The 15,152-nt window shown below is 65.5% G+C and carries 13 protein-coding genes; 6 read left to right on the top strand and 7 right to left on the bottom strand.

The features are described from left to right. Positions 1 to 265: 265 nt before the first annotated feature. A complete protein-coding gene (locus DFP89_RS07530; RefSeq protein WP_114348818.1) occupies positions 266 to 1,936 on the bottom strand; it encodes an NAD+ synthase in 1,671 nt (556 codons plus the stop codon). Positions 1,937 to 2,066: 130 nt separating this feature from the next. On the opposite strand from DFP89_RS07530, the gene DFP89_RS07525 reads away from it, so the two are divergent. Then, a complete protein-coding gene (locus tag DFP89_RS07525) occupies positions 2,067 to 3,524 on the top strand; it encodes an MORN repeat-containing protein (RefSeq protein ID WP_114348817.1) in 1,458 nt (485 codons plus the stop codon). A 124-nt stretch (positions 3,525 to 3,648) separates the two neighbouring features. On the opposite strand, the gene DFP89_RS07520 is transcribed toward DFP89_RS07525, so the two are convergent. The 4 genes from DFP89_RS07520 to DFP89_RS07505 form a co-directional block, all read right to left on the bottom strand. Then, positions 3,649 to 4,722, bottom strand: coding sequence for an RES family NAD+ phosphorylase (locus DFP89_RS07520; protein ID WP_114348816.1), 1,074 nt, complete (start codon positions 4,720 to 4,722; stop codon positions 3,649 to 3,651). A gap of 148 nt (positions 4,723 to 4,870) precedes the next feature. Further along, complete coding sequence (locus DFP89_RS07515) at positions 4,871 to 5,740, bottom strand: carbon-nitrogen hydrolase family protein (RefSeq protein ID WP_114348815.1); 870 nt, start codon at positions 5,738 to 5,740, stop codon at positions 4,871 to 4,873. After that, positions 5,737 to 6,318 carry a GNAT family N-acetyltransferase gene (locus tag DFP89_RS07510; protein WP_114348814.1) on the bottom strand — a complete coding sequence of 194 codons (582 nt, stop codon included), beginning with the start codon at positions 6,316 to 6,318 and terminating at the stop codon, positions 5,737 to 5,739. The genes DFP89_RS07515 and DFP89_RS07510 overlap by 4 nt, the downstream gene beginning before the upstream one ends. Continuing rightward, positions 6,315 to 6,716, bottom strand: a complete 402-nt coding sequence (locus tag DFP89_RS07505) for a ketosteroid isomerase-related protein (protein ID WP_114348813.1) — start codon at positions 6,714 to 6,716, stop codon at positions 6,315 to 6,317. Before DFP89_RS07505 ends, DFP89_RS07510 begins: the two co-directional genes overlap by 4 nt. Positions 6,717 to 6,866: 150 nt before the next feature. Between DFP89_RS07505 and DFP89_RS07500 the strand changes: the two genes are divergently transcribed. Together DFP89_RS07500 and DFP89_RS07495 are read left to right on the top strand one after the other, a co-directional pair. Beyond that, positions 6,867 to 8,261, top strand: a complete 1,395-nt coding sequence (locus tag DFP89_RS07500; RefSeq protein ID WP_281271201.1) for a phosphohexomutase domain-containing protein — start codon at positions 6,867 to 6,869, stop codon at positions 8,259 to 8,261. 98 nt (positions 8,262 to 8,359) lie between these two features. Next, entirely contained in the window at positions 8,360 to 8,539 is a 180-nt protein-coding gene (locus DFP89_RS07495; RefSeq protein WP_114348812.1) for a hypothetical protein, read from the top strand. Between the two features lie 2 nt (positions 8,540 to 8,541). On the opposite strand, the gene DFP89_RS07490 is transcribed toward DFP89_RS07495, so the two are convergent. Together DFP89_RS07490 and DFP89_RS07485 are read right to left on the bottom strand one after the other, a co-directional pair. Then, positions 8,542 to 9,219 carry an ABC transporter ATP-binding protein gene (locus DFP89_RS07490; protein WP_114348811.1) on the bottom strand — a complete coding sequence of 226 codons (678 nt, stop codon included), beginning with the start codon at positions 9,217 to 9,219 and terminating at the stop codon, positions 8,542 to 8,544. 3 nt (positions 9,220 to 9,222) lie between these two features. Beyond that, a complete protein-coding gene (locus DFP89_RS07485) occupies positions 9,223 to 10,791 on the bottom strand; it encodes a KpsE/RkpR family capsule polysaccharide export protein (RefSeq protein WP_114348810.1) in 1,569 nt (522 codons plus the stop codon). A gap of 147 nt (positions 10,792 to 10,938) precedes the next feature. Here DFP89_RS07485 and DFP89_RS07480 point away from each other — a divergent pair, with 147 nt between their 5' ends. The 3 genes from DFP89_RS07480 (at position 10,939) to DFP89_RS07470 (ending at position 15,129) form a co-directional block, all read left to right on the top strand. Beyond that, a complete protein-coding gene (locus DFP89_RS07480) occupies positions 10,939 to 11,691 on the top strand; it encodes an ABC transporter permease (protein WP_114348809.1) in 753 nt (250 codons plus the stop codon). A 247-nt stretch (positions 11,692 to 11,938) separates the two neighbouring features. Further along, positions 11,939 to 13,567 carry an ABC transporter ATP-binding protein/permease gene (locus DFP89_RS07475; RefSeq protein WP_181870281.1) on the top strand — a complete coding sequence of 543 codons (1,629 nt, stop codon included), beginning with the start codon at positions 11,939 to 11,941 and terminating at the stop codon, positions 13,565 to 13,567. Next, entirely contained in the window at positions 13,567 to 15,129 is a 1,563-nt protein-coding gene (locus tag DFP89_RS07470; RefSeq protein ID WP_114348807.1) for an amino acid ABC transporter ATP-binding/permease protein, read from the top strand. Before DFP89_RS07475 ends, DFP89_RS07470 begins: the two co-directional genes overlap by 1 nt. Positions 15,130 to 15,152 lie beyond the last annotated feature (23 nt).

Below are 15,152 nucleotides of genomic sequence, written 5' to 3'. Positions count from 1 at the left end.
CCAGGGCAGCGGACGTGACAGCGAAGCGCGACCAGTGAGATGATTGCAGCCACGCGGCCCCCCAGTCAGAATCGCAAACAGAAGAGGCTGACAATTTAGACAAATAGATAGGTCTTTTTCAATGGTTTTTGAACCTATCTAAAACGACAGGTTTGTGGACATCTTTATCATATTTTTCATTTTGAATCATTAAGATGTATTAAACTGCCGCGCCCGAAAATTGCGCGCGGAAAGGACGATTCATCCTACGCGATTTGCCCGCTCCCTAAAGTTGATCGCGCCAGCGGTTGACCAGCGGATAGCGGCGGTCCAGCCAGAATGCCTTGGTCGAGATGCGCGGGCCGGGCGCGGCCTGATAACGCTTCCATTCACTGCCATAAAGCAGGCGCTCGACATGCTTGACGGTTTCGACGTCAAAACCCTGCGCGACCAGATCCTTAAGGGCCAGGTCCTTTTCGACCAGCCCCTCGAGGATGGCGTCCAGCACCTCATAGGGGGGCAGGCTGTCCTGATCCTTCTGGTTGGGGCGCAGCTCGGCCGAGGGGGGCTTGGTGATGATCTGGGGCGGGATCACCTCGCCCGCCGGGCCCATCATCCAGTCGCGGTGATTCTGGTTGCGCCAGCGGCAGGTCTGAAACACCCGGGTTTTATACAGGTCCTTGATCGGGTTATAGCCGCCCGCCATGTCGCCATAGATCGTGGCATAGCCGACCGCGACCTCGGATTTGTTGCCGGTGGTCAGCAGCAGCTCGCCGAACTTGTTGGAAATCGCCATCAGCATGACGCCGCGCAGGCGGGACTGGATGTTTTCCTCGGTGGTGTCGGGCTTGGTGCCCTCCATCAGATGCGCGAGCGCTTTGGTCACCGCGTCGCGCGGGCCTTCGATGCCCACGGTATCCAGCCGCGTGCCCAGCCGAGCCGCACAATCGGCGGCATCGTCCAGACTGGCCTGCGAGGTATATTCGCTGGGCAGCATCACGCAGCGCACGTTTTCGGGGCCGATCGCATCGTTGGCGATGGTGGCGACCAGCGCGGAATCGATGCCGCCCGACAGGCCCAGCACCACCTTCTTGAAGCCTGACTTGCGCATATAGTCGCGCAAGCCCTCGGTCATGGCGCGGTAATCCTGTTCCCATTCGTCGGGCTGATCGGCCATCACGCCGGGCGCCGCGCGCCAGCCATCGGGCGTGCGCTGGAAATCGACATGCACGACCGCCTCGTCAAAGGGCGGCAGTTGCACGACCTTGGTCGCGCCGCCGGTCTCGCCGGGGTTCAGCACGAAACTGGCGCCGTCGTAAAGCTGGTCATCCTGCCCACCGACCGAGTTCAGATAGACCGCCGGCAGGCCGGTCTCGACCACGCGGGCGACCATATGGCCCATGCGCAGGTCCAGCTTGTGGCGGTGATAGGGGCTGCCATTGGGGACGATCAGGATTTCGGCGCCGCTTTCGGCCAGCGTCTCGGCCACGTCCGGCCACCAGGCATCCTCGCAGATCGGGCTGCCGATGCGGATGCCGTTCACGCTATAGGGGCCCTGCAATGGCCCCTGATCGAACAGCCGCAATTCGTCGAAAAGCTGCTTGTGCGGCAGATCGTGTTTCAGCACCCGGGTCAGCACCTTGCCGTGCTGCAGGATCCAGAAGGCGTTATAAAGCTTCTTGCCCTCGGCATAGGGGCCGCCGATGCCGATCACGGGGCCGTCCGCGCAATCCTGCGCCAGCTTTTCGATCTCGGCCATGGCGTCCTCGGTAAAGGCGCGCTTCAGCACCAGATCCTGCGTCTGATAGCCGGTGACGAACATTTCCGGCAGCACCAGCATCGCCGCGCCCGCATCGCGCGCCTCATCCCATGCGGCGCGCGCCTTGGCGGCATTGCCGGGCAGGTCGCCGACCGTGGGGTTCAACTGGGCAAGGGTGATGCGGAAAGTCTCGGGCATTGCGCGCTCCTTCACGAATGTCGCCCAAGTGATAGGCGAGGATGGGGCCAAGGGAAAGTCGGGCTTTGCGCAAGACCGGGTGTTGCGGTAAACCCTAGGCAAAAGAATTACGAGGCAGGGGGCAGGACCCATGAAAGCAGCCATTTTCGCTTGTGCGCTCGTCATGGCCGGCGCGGGCATGGCCGGGGCTCAGGCCGTCGTGACCAAGCAATATGACGATGGCGGGGTCTATGAAGGGACATTCCGCAACGGCAAGCAGCATGGCCGCGGCACCTACAGGCTGCCCTCGGGCTATGAGTATACCGGCGACTGGGTCGAAGGCGAAATCCTGGGCCAGGGCGTGGCGAAATTCCCCAATGGCTCGGTCTATGAGGGGGCCTTCGCCAAGGGCAAGCCCAGCGGCAAGGGCAAGATCACCTATGCCGATGGCGGCACCTATGAGGGGGACTGGCTGGACGGCCAGATCACCGGGCAGGGCGTCGCGCATTACGCCAATGGCTCGGTCTATGAGGGGGGCTTCCTGAATGCGCTGCATGACGGCAAGGGCCTGCTGACCCAGCCCAACGGCTATCGCTATGAGGGCGGCTGGAAACAGGGCGTCAAGGACGGTGCCGGCAAGATCACCTATCCCGATGGCGCCGCCTATGACGGCCAGATGAAGGACAACCAGCGCGCCGGGCAGGGCAAGCTGACCATGCCGGACGGGCTGACCTATGAGGGCGGCTGGGCCGCCGGGCAGATGTCGGGGCAGGGCAAGCTGACCCAGCCCTCGGGCGATGCCTATGAGGGGCGCTTTGCCAATGGCCGCCGCGAGGGGCGCGGCATCGCCACCTATGCCAATGGCGACCGCTATGAGGGCGATTTCCGCGCCGACAAGCGCTGGGGCGTCGGCACCTTCACCGGCACGGACGGCTATGTCTATGCCGGCGACTGGGCCGAGGGTCGCATGGAGGGGCTTGGCCGCATCACCTATCCCGACGGTTCCGTCTATGAGGGGGCGTTGCGCAACGACCTGCCCGACGGGCGCGGGCTGATCACCTATCCCGACAAGGCCAGCTATGACGGCGACTGGGTCGCGGGCGTGATCGACGGGCAGGGCGTTGCCAGATACGCCAATGGCCTGACCTATGAGGGCGGCTTCAAGCGCGGCCGCAACGAGGGTCAGGGCCGCATGACCTATCCCGACGGCTATGTCTATAACGGCGCTTGGCGCGACGGCCAGCGCCACGGCGAGGGGCAGGCCACCTATGCCGATGGCACCACCTATGACGGCTCATTCGTGGACGGGTTGCGCCATGGCAAGGGCCGGCTGATCACCCCCGACGGCTTCCGCTATGAGGGCAACTGGAAAGCCGGCGAGATCGACGGCGAGGGTGTCGCCACCTATGCCAATGGCGATGTCTATACCGGCCATTTCGTGATGGGCAAACGTCAGGGCACCGGCGTCATGCGCTACGCCACCGGCGAGGTCGCCGCCGGCGAATGGGAGGACAATCGTCTTGCGGTCCCGGCGCCCGACAGCGCGGCCCCGGCCGAGGACGCTGGGCCGGAGGTGGCGGTGCCGGTGGAGCCGAGCGAGGGGAGGTAGGGGGGCACAGTTGGCCCGCTTTGGGAATTTCCGTGGGCCTCTATAGGAGGCAAGATCTGCTTTGCATATGCAGCGCGTTTCAGTGAGACAAGAAAATGTGGCTGCCAATCATGATGAGGTCTCGTTAGTATCGGTGGTCTGGCTTCTCGCACACCTGTTCCACTGTGTTGCGTAGGGTGGCGAAAGTTGAGAAATCAAGCGGTGGGTCTAGGATTACAATGTTGTTGCCGATGACGCGCTTCGTCGAACCAAAGCGGATTGCGTTGAAGCCGGCAGAGATGGCGCAGTCGGCGACAAATCGGGAGAAGACATATTGCGGCTTCATCCAACCCTCTCCGGTACGCGGCTCAAGTAGTAGCGCGGAGGATGCAAGTGCTTCCAACAGCTCATACCCTGGGGCATTCTCGTCGAAATCAATGAGCTCCAATATTTTTAACTCGGCCGCAATATATAGTTCGGCTACGTTGCAAAGATCACCTGGACGGCCAAGTTCGGCTGCGGCAACGGCTGGAGAACTAGCTACGTAAAGCATAGGATGGCCGGCATGATTGAAGCGGCCTTCGCCAACAGAGGCTGCTGGCGGTGGCGCATAAGTGCTGAGTTCGTCTTTATTTTGTGCCAGTTTGATGATATCAGCCGCCAGACGGGCGCGGTAGAGCCGCATGTCAAGCTGTTTGCGTGTAGCCACCGTAGCCAAAGTGCGGATTTGCTCCAGCACGCTCTTGGCAAACGGATGTTCGAGCATCAGGAATGGGGTCTTGCTACCAAGCTCAAGTAGCTCTCCAATGGCTTTTTCGACTGTGTCGGCGCCACTAAACCGGTGCTCATAGAGCCATAGATTCCAAGAATCAAATCGGTTGCAACGAGAACAGCAGACGCAATGCCGTAAGGTTGAAATTTCGGCAGCGGTATATAGATCGATCACTCGAGAGCTTTCGAGAAACCACCAAGATTCTATTGATTTAGTTTGGAACTCTATCTTTCGAAAAGGCACCTCTGGCCAATGCCTCTTGAAATCATCGTAGCAAAAATCGCAGCAGCAGATTGTCGATGCAAATACCGAATCAATCTCCTCATTCAATATGTCATTGAAAATATCTATATCTTCCTCGGATATGGGTAAAAATGGTCCAATCCGATCTTCGGGAAAGAATCTAAAATCGTCGGCTGTGTCATTGGTTAGTTTACGTAGGGACATAATGCAAAACTCGACTGCTTAGCGTATCGTGTATGACGCCTATGCCATTGATCTGCAAAGCTATGGCTTGGCCCCGTGATTGCGTGTCGCGATTATAGAGCGGATACGGTGAACGGATAAAGGTGCGGTCTCGAGAGGCTCAAACTCCTCACCCCGCCAACCCACTCCCTTCACTCTCCGCCCAATGCAAGAACGGCAGCACCCGCCCGTTCCTGCGGCTCTCGGCCACCAGTCCCAGATCAGCCGTAGCCTTGACCCAGCCGGGCGCATCCATGCCGCCCTCGGCCACCACGCCGCTTTCCGGCCAAAACCCGTCCGCGGGCGCATATATCGCCGCCGCGCCCCGGTTCTCGTCGATTGCGGGGCTCCAGTCCACATCCCCCACGGTGGGCGATTGCACGACCACGCATTGGCTTTCCAGCGCGCGGGCCATGGCGCCGATCCGCACCCGGTTATAGCCCGCGACCGTATCGGTGCAGGAGGGGGTCAGGATGATCTGCACTCCGGCCTCGGCCAGAATGCGGCCCAGCAGCGGGAACTCGGCGTCATAGCAGATCAGCACGCCAAGGCGTCCAACAGCGGTGTCGAACACCTTCAGGCCGGGGGCGCCGATGACATTCCAGTCCTCGCGCTCGAACCGGGTCATGATCTGCTTGTCCTGATGGCCGATGCGGCCTTGCGGGCCGTAAAGCACGGCGCGGTTGACCGGGCGCGGGCCGGAAAAATGCGGCCCCGAGGCGGCAAGGATATGGACGCCGTGGCGCGCGGCCAGTTCCGCATGCAGGGCGTCGCGGGCGGGCTCATGGCGGGCGACCTCGTGCAGGGATGCCTCAAGATCGGCGGCGACCGCGCGGCCGCCCAGCGAGGCAAGCTCCATCGCGCCATATTCGGGGAAGACCAGCAGGTCGCAATCGGCGGCATCCGCGACCCATTCCGTGATCTTGGCGCGATAGGCGTCGAAATCGTCAAGCCAGTCAAAGGGATAGGCGGCGGCAGCGATCCTGACGAGATGTGTCATAGCGGTTTCATCCAGAATTGCAGGTGCTTGCGGGTCTGGGCGGGCGCGCCGATATCCTTCCAGTCAAAGCCCGCGATCACGCCGGGCAGGGGGGCATAGCCGCGCTTCCTCCAGAACCCGTCGAGGGGGCGATAATCGGCAGGGCGCAAGGGGTGATCCGCCGGGCGGATGACGCTGCAAAAGGCGCTGTAGCGGCGCCCCAGCGCGCGGCCCTGGGCCTCGCGCCCGTCGAAAAACGCATGGCCCAGACCGTGGCCGCGATAGTCAGACAGCAGCACGGATTCGGCGCAGTAGAAGATCTGCTCCAGCGGCTCGGGGCGGGCGGCAAAGGCGGCGGCGAAGTCCTTGGCGTGATCCTCCATCGGGGCGCCGGTGGCGGCGCCGACCATGCGCGCGCCGTCATAGGCCGCGATCACCACCGCGGCGGGCGACTGATAGGCGGTCAGGTAGTCGCGCTCATAGGCGACATCGCCGTCATAGAGATAGGGCCAGTCGCGAAACACCGCGATCCGCAGCCGGGCCAGATCGTCCAGCACCTCGCCGACGGCATTGCCGGTCAGGATGCGCGTCTGGATCACGCGCCGACCTGCCGCATCCAGTCGGCAAGGTTGTAATAGGTCGTCACCCGCGCGATCTTGCCGTCGCGGATGCTGAAGAAAGTCCCGGCGGGCAGGACATAGGTCTGGCCGCGCGCCTCGGGCAGGCCCTCGTCGGTGGCCAGATAGGTGCCGTTGACCACGAATTCCGCCGCCGCCCGGTCGCCGGCCTCATTGGCGAAGATGACGATATCGGTCAGCGTCTCGCGATAGCTGCGGGTCATATGGGCGTTGAATTCGGCGAATTTTTCCTTGCCGCGCCGGATGCCACCTTCGTTGACGTGATGCTCGATCTGGTCATGCAGATAGGTCAGCATCTCGTCGGTGCGCCCGGCATTGAAGGCGTCGTAATAGGCGGCGATCAGGGCTTTGGTATCCATCGGCGGCTCCTTGCTTTGGTCCGATTTAGCGCGGGGCGGGGCTTGCGTCACCCCGGCGCTTGGTCTGGGGTGGGAAGCCTGCCGTGAAACTGACGCATTGTTTCCATCGGGCAGCGGCTGGTGTAGCCAAGGGCGAACAAGGAAAGGGACATGGCGATGACGACCGACCCGCTGCCCGCGCGGCAGATCGACTGCTTTAAGGCCTATGATGTGCGCGGCAGGCTGGGCACCGAACTGGATGCCGATGTCGCCTATCGCATCGGCCGCGCCTTTGCCGAGGTGCTGGGCGCGCGCGATGTGGTGGTCGGGCGCGATACGCGCGAAACCTCGCCCGAGCTGGCGCAGGCGCTGATCCGGGGGCTGAACGATGCCGGCGCCGATGTCCGTGACCTAGGCCTTGCCGGTACCGAAGAGATGTATTTCGCCACCGCCCATTACGGCGCCGATGGCGGGATCGAGGTGACGGCCTCGCATAACCCCATCGACTATAACGGCATGAAGCTGGTCGGGCGCGGCGCGGCGCCCCTTGACCCCGAGGGGGATTTCGCCCGGCTGGCGGCGCTGGCGCGCTCGGGGGCTTTTGCCCCGGCCGAACGGCAGGGGACCCGCCGCGATTTCACCGAGGCGCGCGCCACCTATGCCCGCGCCATGGCCGATTTTATCGATGTCGCGGCGCTGCGCCCGCTGACGGTGCTGGTCAATGCCGGGAATGGCACGGCCGGGCCGACATTCGACGCCATTGCCGACGAACTGGAACGGCGCGGCGCGGCCCTGCGGTTCATCCGCATCAACCACCAGCCGGATTCCAGCTTTCCGAACGGCATCCCGAATCCGCTTTTACCGGAAAACCAGCCGATGACGGCGGATGCGGTGCGCCAGCATGGCGCCGATCTGGGCGTGGCCTGGGATGGCGATTTCGACCGCTGCTTCTTCTTTGACGAGAATGGCGGCTTCATTCCCGGCGAATATATCGTCGGGCTGCTGGCCACGGCATTCCTGGAAAAGCATCCCGGCGAAAAGATCGTCCATGATCCGCGCGTGGTGCTGAACAGCCGCGACATGATCGCGCAAGCGGGCGGGCAGGCGGTGCAGGCCCGCACCGGCCATGCCTATGTCAAGCGCGCCATGCGCGAATCCGGCGCCATCTATGGCGGCGAGATGTCGGCGCATCACTATTTCCGCGATTTTCACTATGCCGACAGCGGCATGGTGCCCTGGCTTCTGGTGGCCGAGCTGGTCTCGCGCCAGAGGACCAGCCTTGGCGCCCTGCTGGCCGAGCGGATGCTGGCCTTTCCTTCGTCGGGCGAGATCAATTTCCGGCTTGATGATCCCGGTGCGGCCATCGACCGGGTGGTGGCGCGCTTTGCCCCGCAGGCGCTGCGGCGCGACGATACCGACGGCATCAGTCTGGAATTCGACGACTGGCGCTTCAACCTGCGCAGCTCGAATACCGAGCCGGTGGTGCGTCTGAACGTCGAATCAAGGGGCGATGCGGCGCTGGTCGCGGCAAAACGGGCCGAGATCGAGGCGCTGCTGACCGCCTGATACCCGCGCCGGGTCGGGCGCGGCTGGACGGTCCTCTCTGGAAATGCAAGCCTTGCGCAAGCCGCGTGTATCAAGCGCGGCGATCAGGAGGGTATTTCATGAGTGGTTTGTTTTCGGCTTTTGCATTCCTGGGCTTTGGTGCCGGGCTTGTCGCGATGCTGTTGGTGATCGTGATGCGGCAGAATCCCAATGGCCAGCTGGCGCAGGCCGGGCTGGTCGCGATGCTGCTGGGCTTTGTCGGGCTGATCGGACTGATCGCCACCAGCCTTGCCAGCTGATCCTAGTCGCCCACCGTGCCGCTGGGCACGCGCAGAACCGCCTCGTGATAGGCGATGGCCTCGTCCAGGTCGTCGAATACGGTCAGATGGGCGCGGTCCAGCACTGCGCCCATATTGCACATGTTGCGGATCATCGGCATCGAGTGGCTGACCACGACGGCGCTGGATGTGGCCATGCGGTCGCTGAACACGCGTTGCGACTTGGCACGGAAATCGGCATCGCCGACGCTGGTCACCTCATCGACCAGATAGGTGTCGAAATGGATGCCCATGCTGGTGCCCATGGCCAGCCGCGATTTCATCCCCGAGGAATAGCTGGCGAAAGGCTGGTGGTAATGCTGGCCCAGCTCGGCGAAATCGGCGACGTAATCGACCAGCTCGTCGGTATCGACACCATAGATGCGGGCAACGAAGCGCACGTTCTGTGCCCCCGTCAACTCGCCATGAAAGCTGCCGGCAAAGCCGACCGGCCATGAGATCGATCCGTCCGAGACCACCCGCCCCCGCGTGGGCGAGACCGTGCCCGCGATCATCTTGAGCAAGGTCGATTTCCCGGCCCCGTTGCGGCCCAGAAGTGCCACCGAGGCGCCGGTCGGAAACACCGCGTTCAACTGGTCGGCGACCAGCGTCTTGCGGCCGTTGAGCCGATAGATCTTGGTCAGGTTCTCCAGCCGGATCATGGCTCAGCGACGGTCACGGACGCTGTAATAGATCAGGACCAGGATCGACCAGCCGGTCAGCAGCATCCCCGCCACCATGATCAGCAGCCAGGGCCGGTCCGGCTCGGTCGAGCTTTGCGCGACCTTGGGCTGGATATGCGCGGCCAGATAGCGCGATTTGCGCTGTGCCTCGGTCAGCGCGGCCTCATAGGCGATCCGCGCACCGCGATAGGCGCCCTCGGCGAATTCGCGGTCGACGGCCAGCTTTTCATATTCGGCCATCAGCTGGGCATAGCTTTCGCCTTCCGGGCCCTGGCCCTCGGCGCCGAACTTGCCGCGCTCGGCGTCGATCAGGCGGCGCAGGGCGTCGATCTTTTGCTGGGACTGGGTCACGCGGTGGTCGGTCGGGCGCGCATTCTCGATCAGCAGGTCATGGGCGATCAGCGCCTCGGCCAGTTGCGCCTGAAGTCCGCTCAGCACGCCCATCTGCCCGGCCAGATCGGCCTCGGGATCGACGATCTGCGACTTCATCCGGAACGCCGTCATCGCCTGGCGGGTCGTGGTCAGTTCCTCGCGCGTCTTGTCCAGTTCCGCCTTGGCCAGGCGCGTCGCGTCGTCGCGGGCGATGGCAGACAATTCGTTGATCTTGTCCGAGCTTTCCTGGAACACCGCCGCGGCGATGATCTGCGCGTCCTCGGGGGTAAAGGCGCTGACCTTCAGCGTGATCAGGTCGCTGGTGGTGTCGTAAAGCACCTTGACCTGGCGTTGCCAGTATTCGGTCATGTCCTCGATATGGTCTTCGGGATCCAGGGCAAAGACGAAATCGCGGGGCCATTCGCGCGAGAAGCGCGCATGCAGGTCCAGCTGGCCGTCGATCTTCTCGACCATGTCCTGGCTGCGGATGTATTCGTAAAGGATATCCGTATCCGAAGCCCCCGAGCTGCCGGCCAGGGGCGCCAGCCCGCCCAGCAGATCGATCGAGGGCGTCGCCTCTTCCTTGCGGACCGAGAAGCCGACGGTCGAGACATATTGATCGCTGGCGCGGGTCCACAGATACCAGGCCCAAAGCACCGTTGGCAGCGCCACCATCAGCAGGAACGAGATCAGCAGCAGCCAGTGCCGGCGGCGCGGATGGGCGATGCTGACCGTCGGGCGCAGCGGTGTGGCCGGAGGCAGGGCCGGCTGGGCGGGCAGCGGACGTATGGCGGGCTGGGCGACAGCCTGGGCCATGGGCTTGACCGGGATCGGCTGCGCCTGCGGCCGGGCGGCCGGGGGCGGCGCGGCCGCAGCAGTTGCCGCTGCCGGCGTGGCCACCGGGGCTGCGGGCTTTTGCGGGATGGCGCGCAAGGGCTCGGCTGCGGCTGGCGCTGCGGGTTGAACTGTGGCGGCCGCCGGCTGCGGCCGGGGCGGCTGGCCCGCCGCAAGCCCCGTTTCGGTCTGGAAGGGGCGATTCGGCGCCGCGGCAGCGGCCTGCGCCGGGCGACCTGCCGGCTGCGCGGCGGGCGGAGTCGCGCGTGCGGGGCCCTGCGGACCCGTGGCCGGCTGCGCCGGCTGACCGGCCTTGTCGCCGGCCGGATTTGAAGACGTGGTCACCGCAATTGCGCTTTCGCTGGTTTACCTTTTCGCAGCAGTTGATACATACTGCCGCTCGCCAAGGCCAGCGTTTGCGTTCACATGTCCGATATCACCCCTGAAATTCGTGTGCCGCAGCGGCCATACCGGACCGGTCCGCGGTTTCGTATGGCGCGCACTGTGGTGGCGCTGATGCTGCGCGAGATGGCCACGACCTATGGCCGCTCGGCGGGCGGCTATATCTGGGCCATTCTCGAACCGGTGCTGGGTGTGACGCTGCTGGCGATCATCTTCAGCATGGCGCTGGCGCATCCGGGGCTGGGAACGAACTTTCCGCTGTTCTACGCCACCGGTTTCTTGCCGTTCACGATGTTCAACGACCTGACCAACAAGGTCGCGACCTCGATCCGCTTTTCGCGCCCCTTCCTTGCCTATCCCAGCGTGACCTTCATCGACACCATGGTCGCGCGCGTGGTGCTGAACGCCCTGACCCATGCCACCGTCATCGGCATCGTCATTTCCGGTATTTTCATTATCTATCAGCTTCCTGTGGTGGTCGATCTGGTCTCGGTCTTCGAGGCGCTGCTGATGATCACCATCTTCGGGGTCGGGGTCGGCACGCTCAATTGCTATCTGCTGACCGCCTTCCCGATATGGGAGCGGACCTGGCAGATCGTCACCCGGCCGCTGTTCCTGATGTCAGGGGTGTTCTTCCTCTATGAGCTGATGCCGGCCAAGGCGCAGGCGTTCCTGTGGTACAATCCGGTGCTGCATTGCGTGGGCATGTTGCGGCACGGAATCTATCCGACCTACGAAGCCAGCTATGTCAGCCCGATCTATGTGGTCAGCATCTCGGTCATCTTGCTGTTCTTTGGCCTGCTGTTGCTGGCGCGCAACCATCGCAATCTGCTCGAGCGCTAGGCGGCACCGGCATTCGGGCGATTCCGGGGCCGTTTCCGGCGATCGAGCAAGCTTCGCCGCCGAATCTCCGGGCCGCGGATCGCCCCGCTTTGCCGCAAGACCCGGATGACGGCCCCCTGCGGCTGCTCGTCCTCCGAGGCCAATTGCAAATCCCGGACTTCGCCGCCAGACATATCGACGCGCCATCCCGTCCGTCACATGCCGGGCGGGAACGGCCGGGATGCGTCGATGCGCAGGGATTTGGATCATGACCGAGACGCTGGCCGGGGCCGATTCCGGCGCCGCTAAGCGGGCTTTGGCACCGGAATGGCCGCTTCTGCGGCGGGCGGCGCTGATCTCGACGCTGTCGGGGCTGCTGTGGCTGCCGCTGGCGGGTTCTGCCGCGCTGGCCCTGGCCGGGCTGCTTGAGGGGCGGTTGCCCGCGCTGGCGCTGGCGAGTTTTCTGCTGTTCGGCGCCCTGCGCGCGGTTCTGGCGATGCTGGCCGAGGCGGTCGCGCAGCGCGCCGCGCTGGCGGCCACGTCGCGGTTGCGCGGCGGGGTGCTGGCGCAGGTGGCGCGCCGGGCCGCGCTGCCCCGCGCGGGGGGCTTTGCCTCGTTGGTCGGTGAACAGGCGGCGCTGATCCGGCCCTATGCCGCGCGCTATGTGCTGGCGCAGATGCGGGTCACGGTGCTGCCGGTCGCGGTTTTCCTGTGCGCCTTTTCCACCTCCTGGGCGGCCGGGCTGATCCTGTTGATTGCGGGGCCGGCGATCCCGGTCTTCATGGCGCTGATCGGCCATGCCGCCGGCCGCGCCAGCCGAGAGCAATTGCAGGACATGGGCAGTCTCAGCGCGCTTTTGGCTGATCGCATCGGCGCCTTGCCCGATATCCGGCTGCTGGGGGCCTCGGCGGCGCTGGGGCGCGACTTTGCCCGCGCGGCCGAGGGGCTGCGCCGGGCCAGCATGCGGGTGCTGGGCATCGCCTTTCTGTCCTCGACGGTGCTGGAGTTTTTTGCGGCGCTGGGCATCGCCATGATGGCGGTGTTTTGCGGGTTTTCGCTGCTGGGCGAGATCGGCTTTGGCACCTGGGGCGCGCCGCTTTCGCCCGCGCAGGCGCTGTTCTTGCTGCTGATCGCGCCGGAATTCTTTCAGCCCCTGCGCGATCTGGCGGCGGCCTGGCATGACCGCGCCTCGGCTGATGCGGCGGCGCTGGCCCTGGACCAGGCTACAGCCCCGCAGGCCCGGATGGCGGGGCAGGGCGCGCGGGCCCCGGCGTTGCCGCATAGCGTGCTTGTGCTGCAGGGTGTCGTCAGTCGCGGCGTCAGTTTCCCGGATCTGGACCTGCCGGCGGGCGCGGCGCTGGCCGTCACCGGCCCCAGCGGTGCCGGCAAGTCGACGCTGCTGCGGCTGATCGCGGGGCTTGAGCAAGCGGATGCCGGCGTGATCCTGCTGGACGGGATGCCGCTGGGTGATGGCAATGCCGATGCCTGGCGCGCGGCTCTGGGCTGGATGCCGCAGGGGGTACATTTCGTTGACGATACGCTTGAGGCCAATCTGCGCATGGGGCGGCCGGGTGATCTGACCCCGGCGCTGAGCGGCGCTGCCGCCGCGCATCTGATCGCCGCCCTGCCCGAAGGGCTGGCGACCCGTCTGGGCGAGCGTGGCGCGGGCCTTTCCGGCGGCGAGGGGCGGCGGCTGACGTTGGCCCGGGCGCTGCACGCCGCGCCGCGCCTGATCGTTGCCGATGAGCCGACGGCCGATCTGGACGCGGCCACGGCGGCCGAGGTGACGCGCGGGCTGCTGGCGGCGCATCGCGCCGGTGCGGGCCTGATCGTCGCCACCCATGATCCGGCGCTGGTTGCGACCATCGGTCGCGAATACCGGCTGGGCGCGGGCTGATGCGGCGGGTCTGGCAGGTCATGGCCGCGGGCGGCGGCATGGGCCGGGCCGCTGCGCTGGCGGCGCTGGTCTTGCTGGCTGGCAGCGGCCTTCTGGCGCTGTCGGGCTGGTTCATCACCGCCTCGGCCATCGCCGGGATGACGGCGGGGGTGATGTTTGACGTGTTCCGCCCGGCGGCCTCGGTCCGGGGGCTGGCGCTGATTCGCACCGGCGCACGCTATGCCGAACGGATGCTGGGCCATGACGCCACCCTGCGTGCCGTCGCCGGCTTGCGCGGCGCGGTGCTGGCGGGGCTGGCGGGCCTGCCCTGGGACGCAATGCAGCGCCTGCGCCGGGGACCTGCGCTGGCGCGGGTGGTCGCCGATACCGATGCGCTGGACGGGTTGCCGCTGCGCATCGTGCTGCCGGCACTGGCGGCGCTGCTGGCATTCGCCGGGGCATTCGCGCTGATCGCCTGGCTGGCAGGCTGGCAGATGGCGGTCTGGATCTGCGGCGCGCATCTGGGGCCGGCGTTGGCGGCGGGGGGTTGGGGCTTGCGGCACGCCTCCGGGCTGGCCCGGCAGGCGCTGCGGGCCGAGCGGGATTTTCGCAGCCATGCGCTGGACCTGATCGCCGCGCGTGACGATCTGGCCGTGCATGGCCGCCTGCCCGCGCAGATCGCCCGCGCCATGGCGGCCGAGGCCGAGGCCGCGCGCTTGACCGCCCGGCTTGAGACGACCGAGCGGGCCGTCGCCCTGACGCAGGAACTGGCCCGCATCATTGCCATGGCCGGGGCGCTGGGGCTGGGCGCGACCGGCATCCGGCTGGGGATGTTTGGCCCCGCCATCGCCGCCATGTGCTTTTTCGCCGCCATGGCGCTGGCCGAGGCGACCGCTCCCCTGCGCCGCGCCGTCGCCGATTGGGGCCGCATCCGTGACGCGGCTGATCGGGTGGCGCCGATGCTGGAGCAGGCGATGCCGCCCCCGGTCCCCGCTGTCCCGGCCCTGCCACTGCGCGTCGCGGATCTGCTGGTCCCGGCGGGTGGAGTGTTGGCGATTTCCGGCCCCAGCGGTGCGGGCAAATCGACGCTGCTAAGCCAGATCGCCGGCCTGATCCCGCCCGCGCCCGAGCAAAAAATCACGCTGGCCGGCCGCCCCATTTCCGACTGGCCCGAGCCGGAGCTGCGCGCCGGCCTGGTCCTTGTGCCGCAGCGCGTGGCGCTGATCGCGGGCAGCCTGCGCGAGAATCTGGCGCTGGCCCGCCCCGAGGCCAGCGATGACGACATGCGCGAGATACTTGCCGCGATGCGGCTGGATCATTTGCGCGGCGGCCTCGATCTGCGGCTGGGCGATGGCGGCCTGGGTCTTTCAGGGGGCGAGATGCGGCGAGTCGCGCTGGCCCGCGCGCTGCTGCGCAAGCCGCGGATTCTGCTTCTGGATGAACCGACCGAAGGGCTGGACGAGGCCATGGCCTGCCACGTGATGGGGCAGATCACCCGGCGATCCGACGGGGCTGCGCTGGTTTTCGCCTCGCATCGCGCGTCAGATCTGATGCGGGCTGTATTGCATATCAGGCTGGATTAGTCTGATCTTTAGGACAGGTTGGG

This window comes from Paracoccus lutimaris, from assembly GCF_003337565.1.
Taxonomy (GTDB): Bacteria; Pseudomonadota; Alphaproteobacteria; order Rhodobacterales; family Rhodobacteraceae; genus Paracoccus; species Paracoccus lutimaris.
Note: the sequence above shows the minus strand (reverse complement) of the source record. Positions and strands in the feature narration are given on the sequence as shown.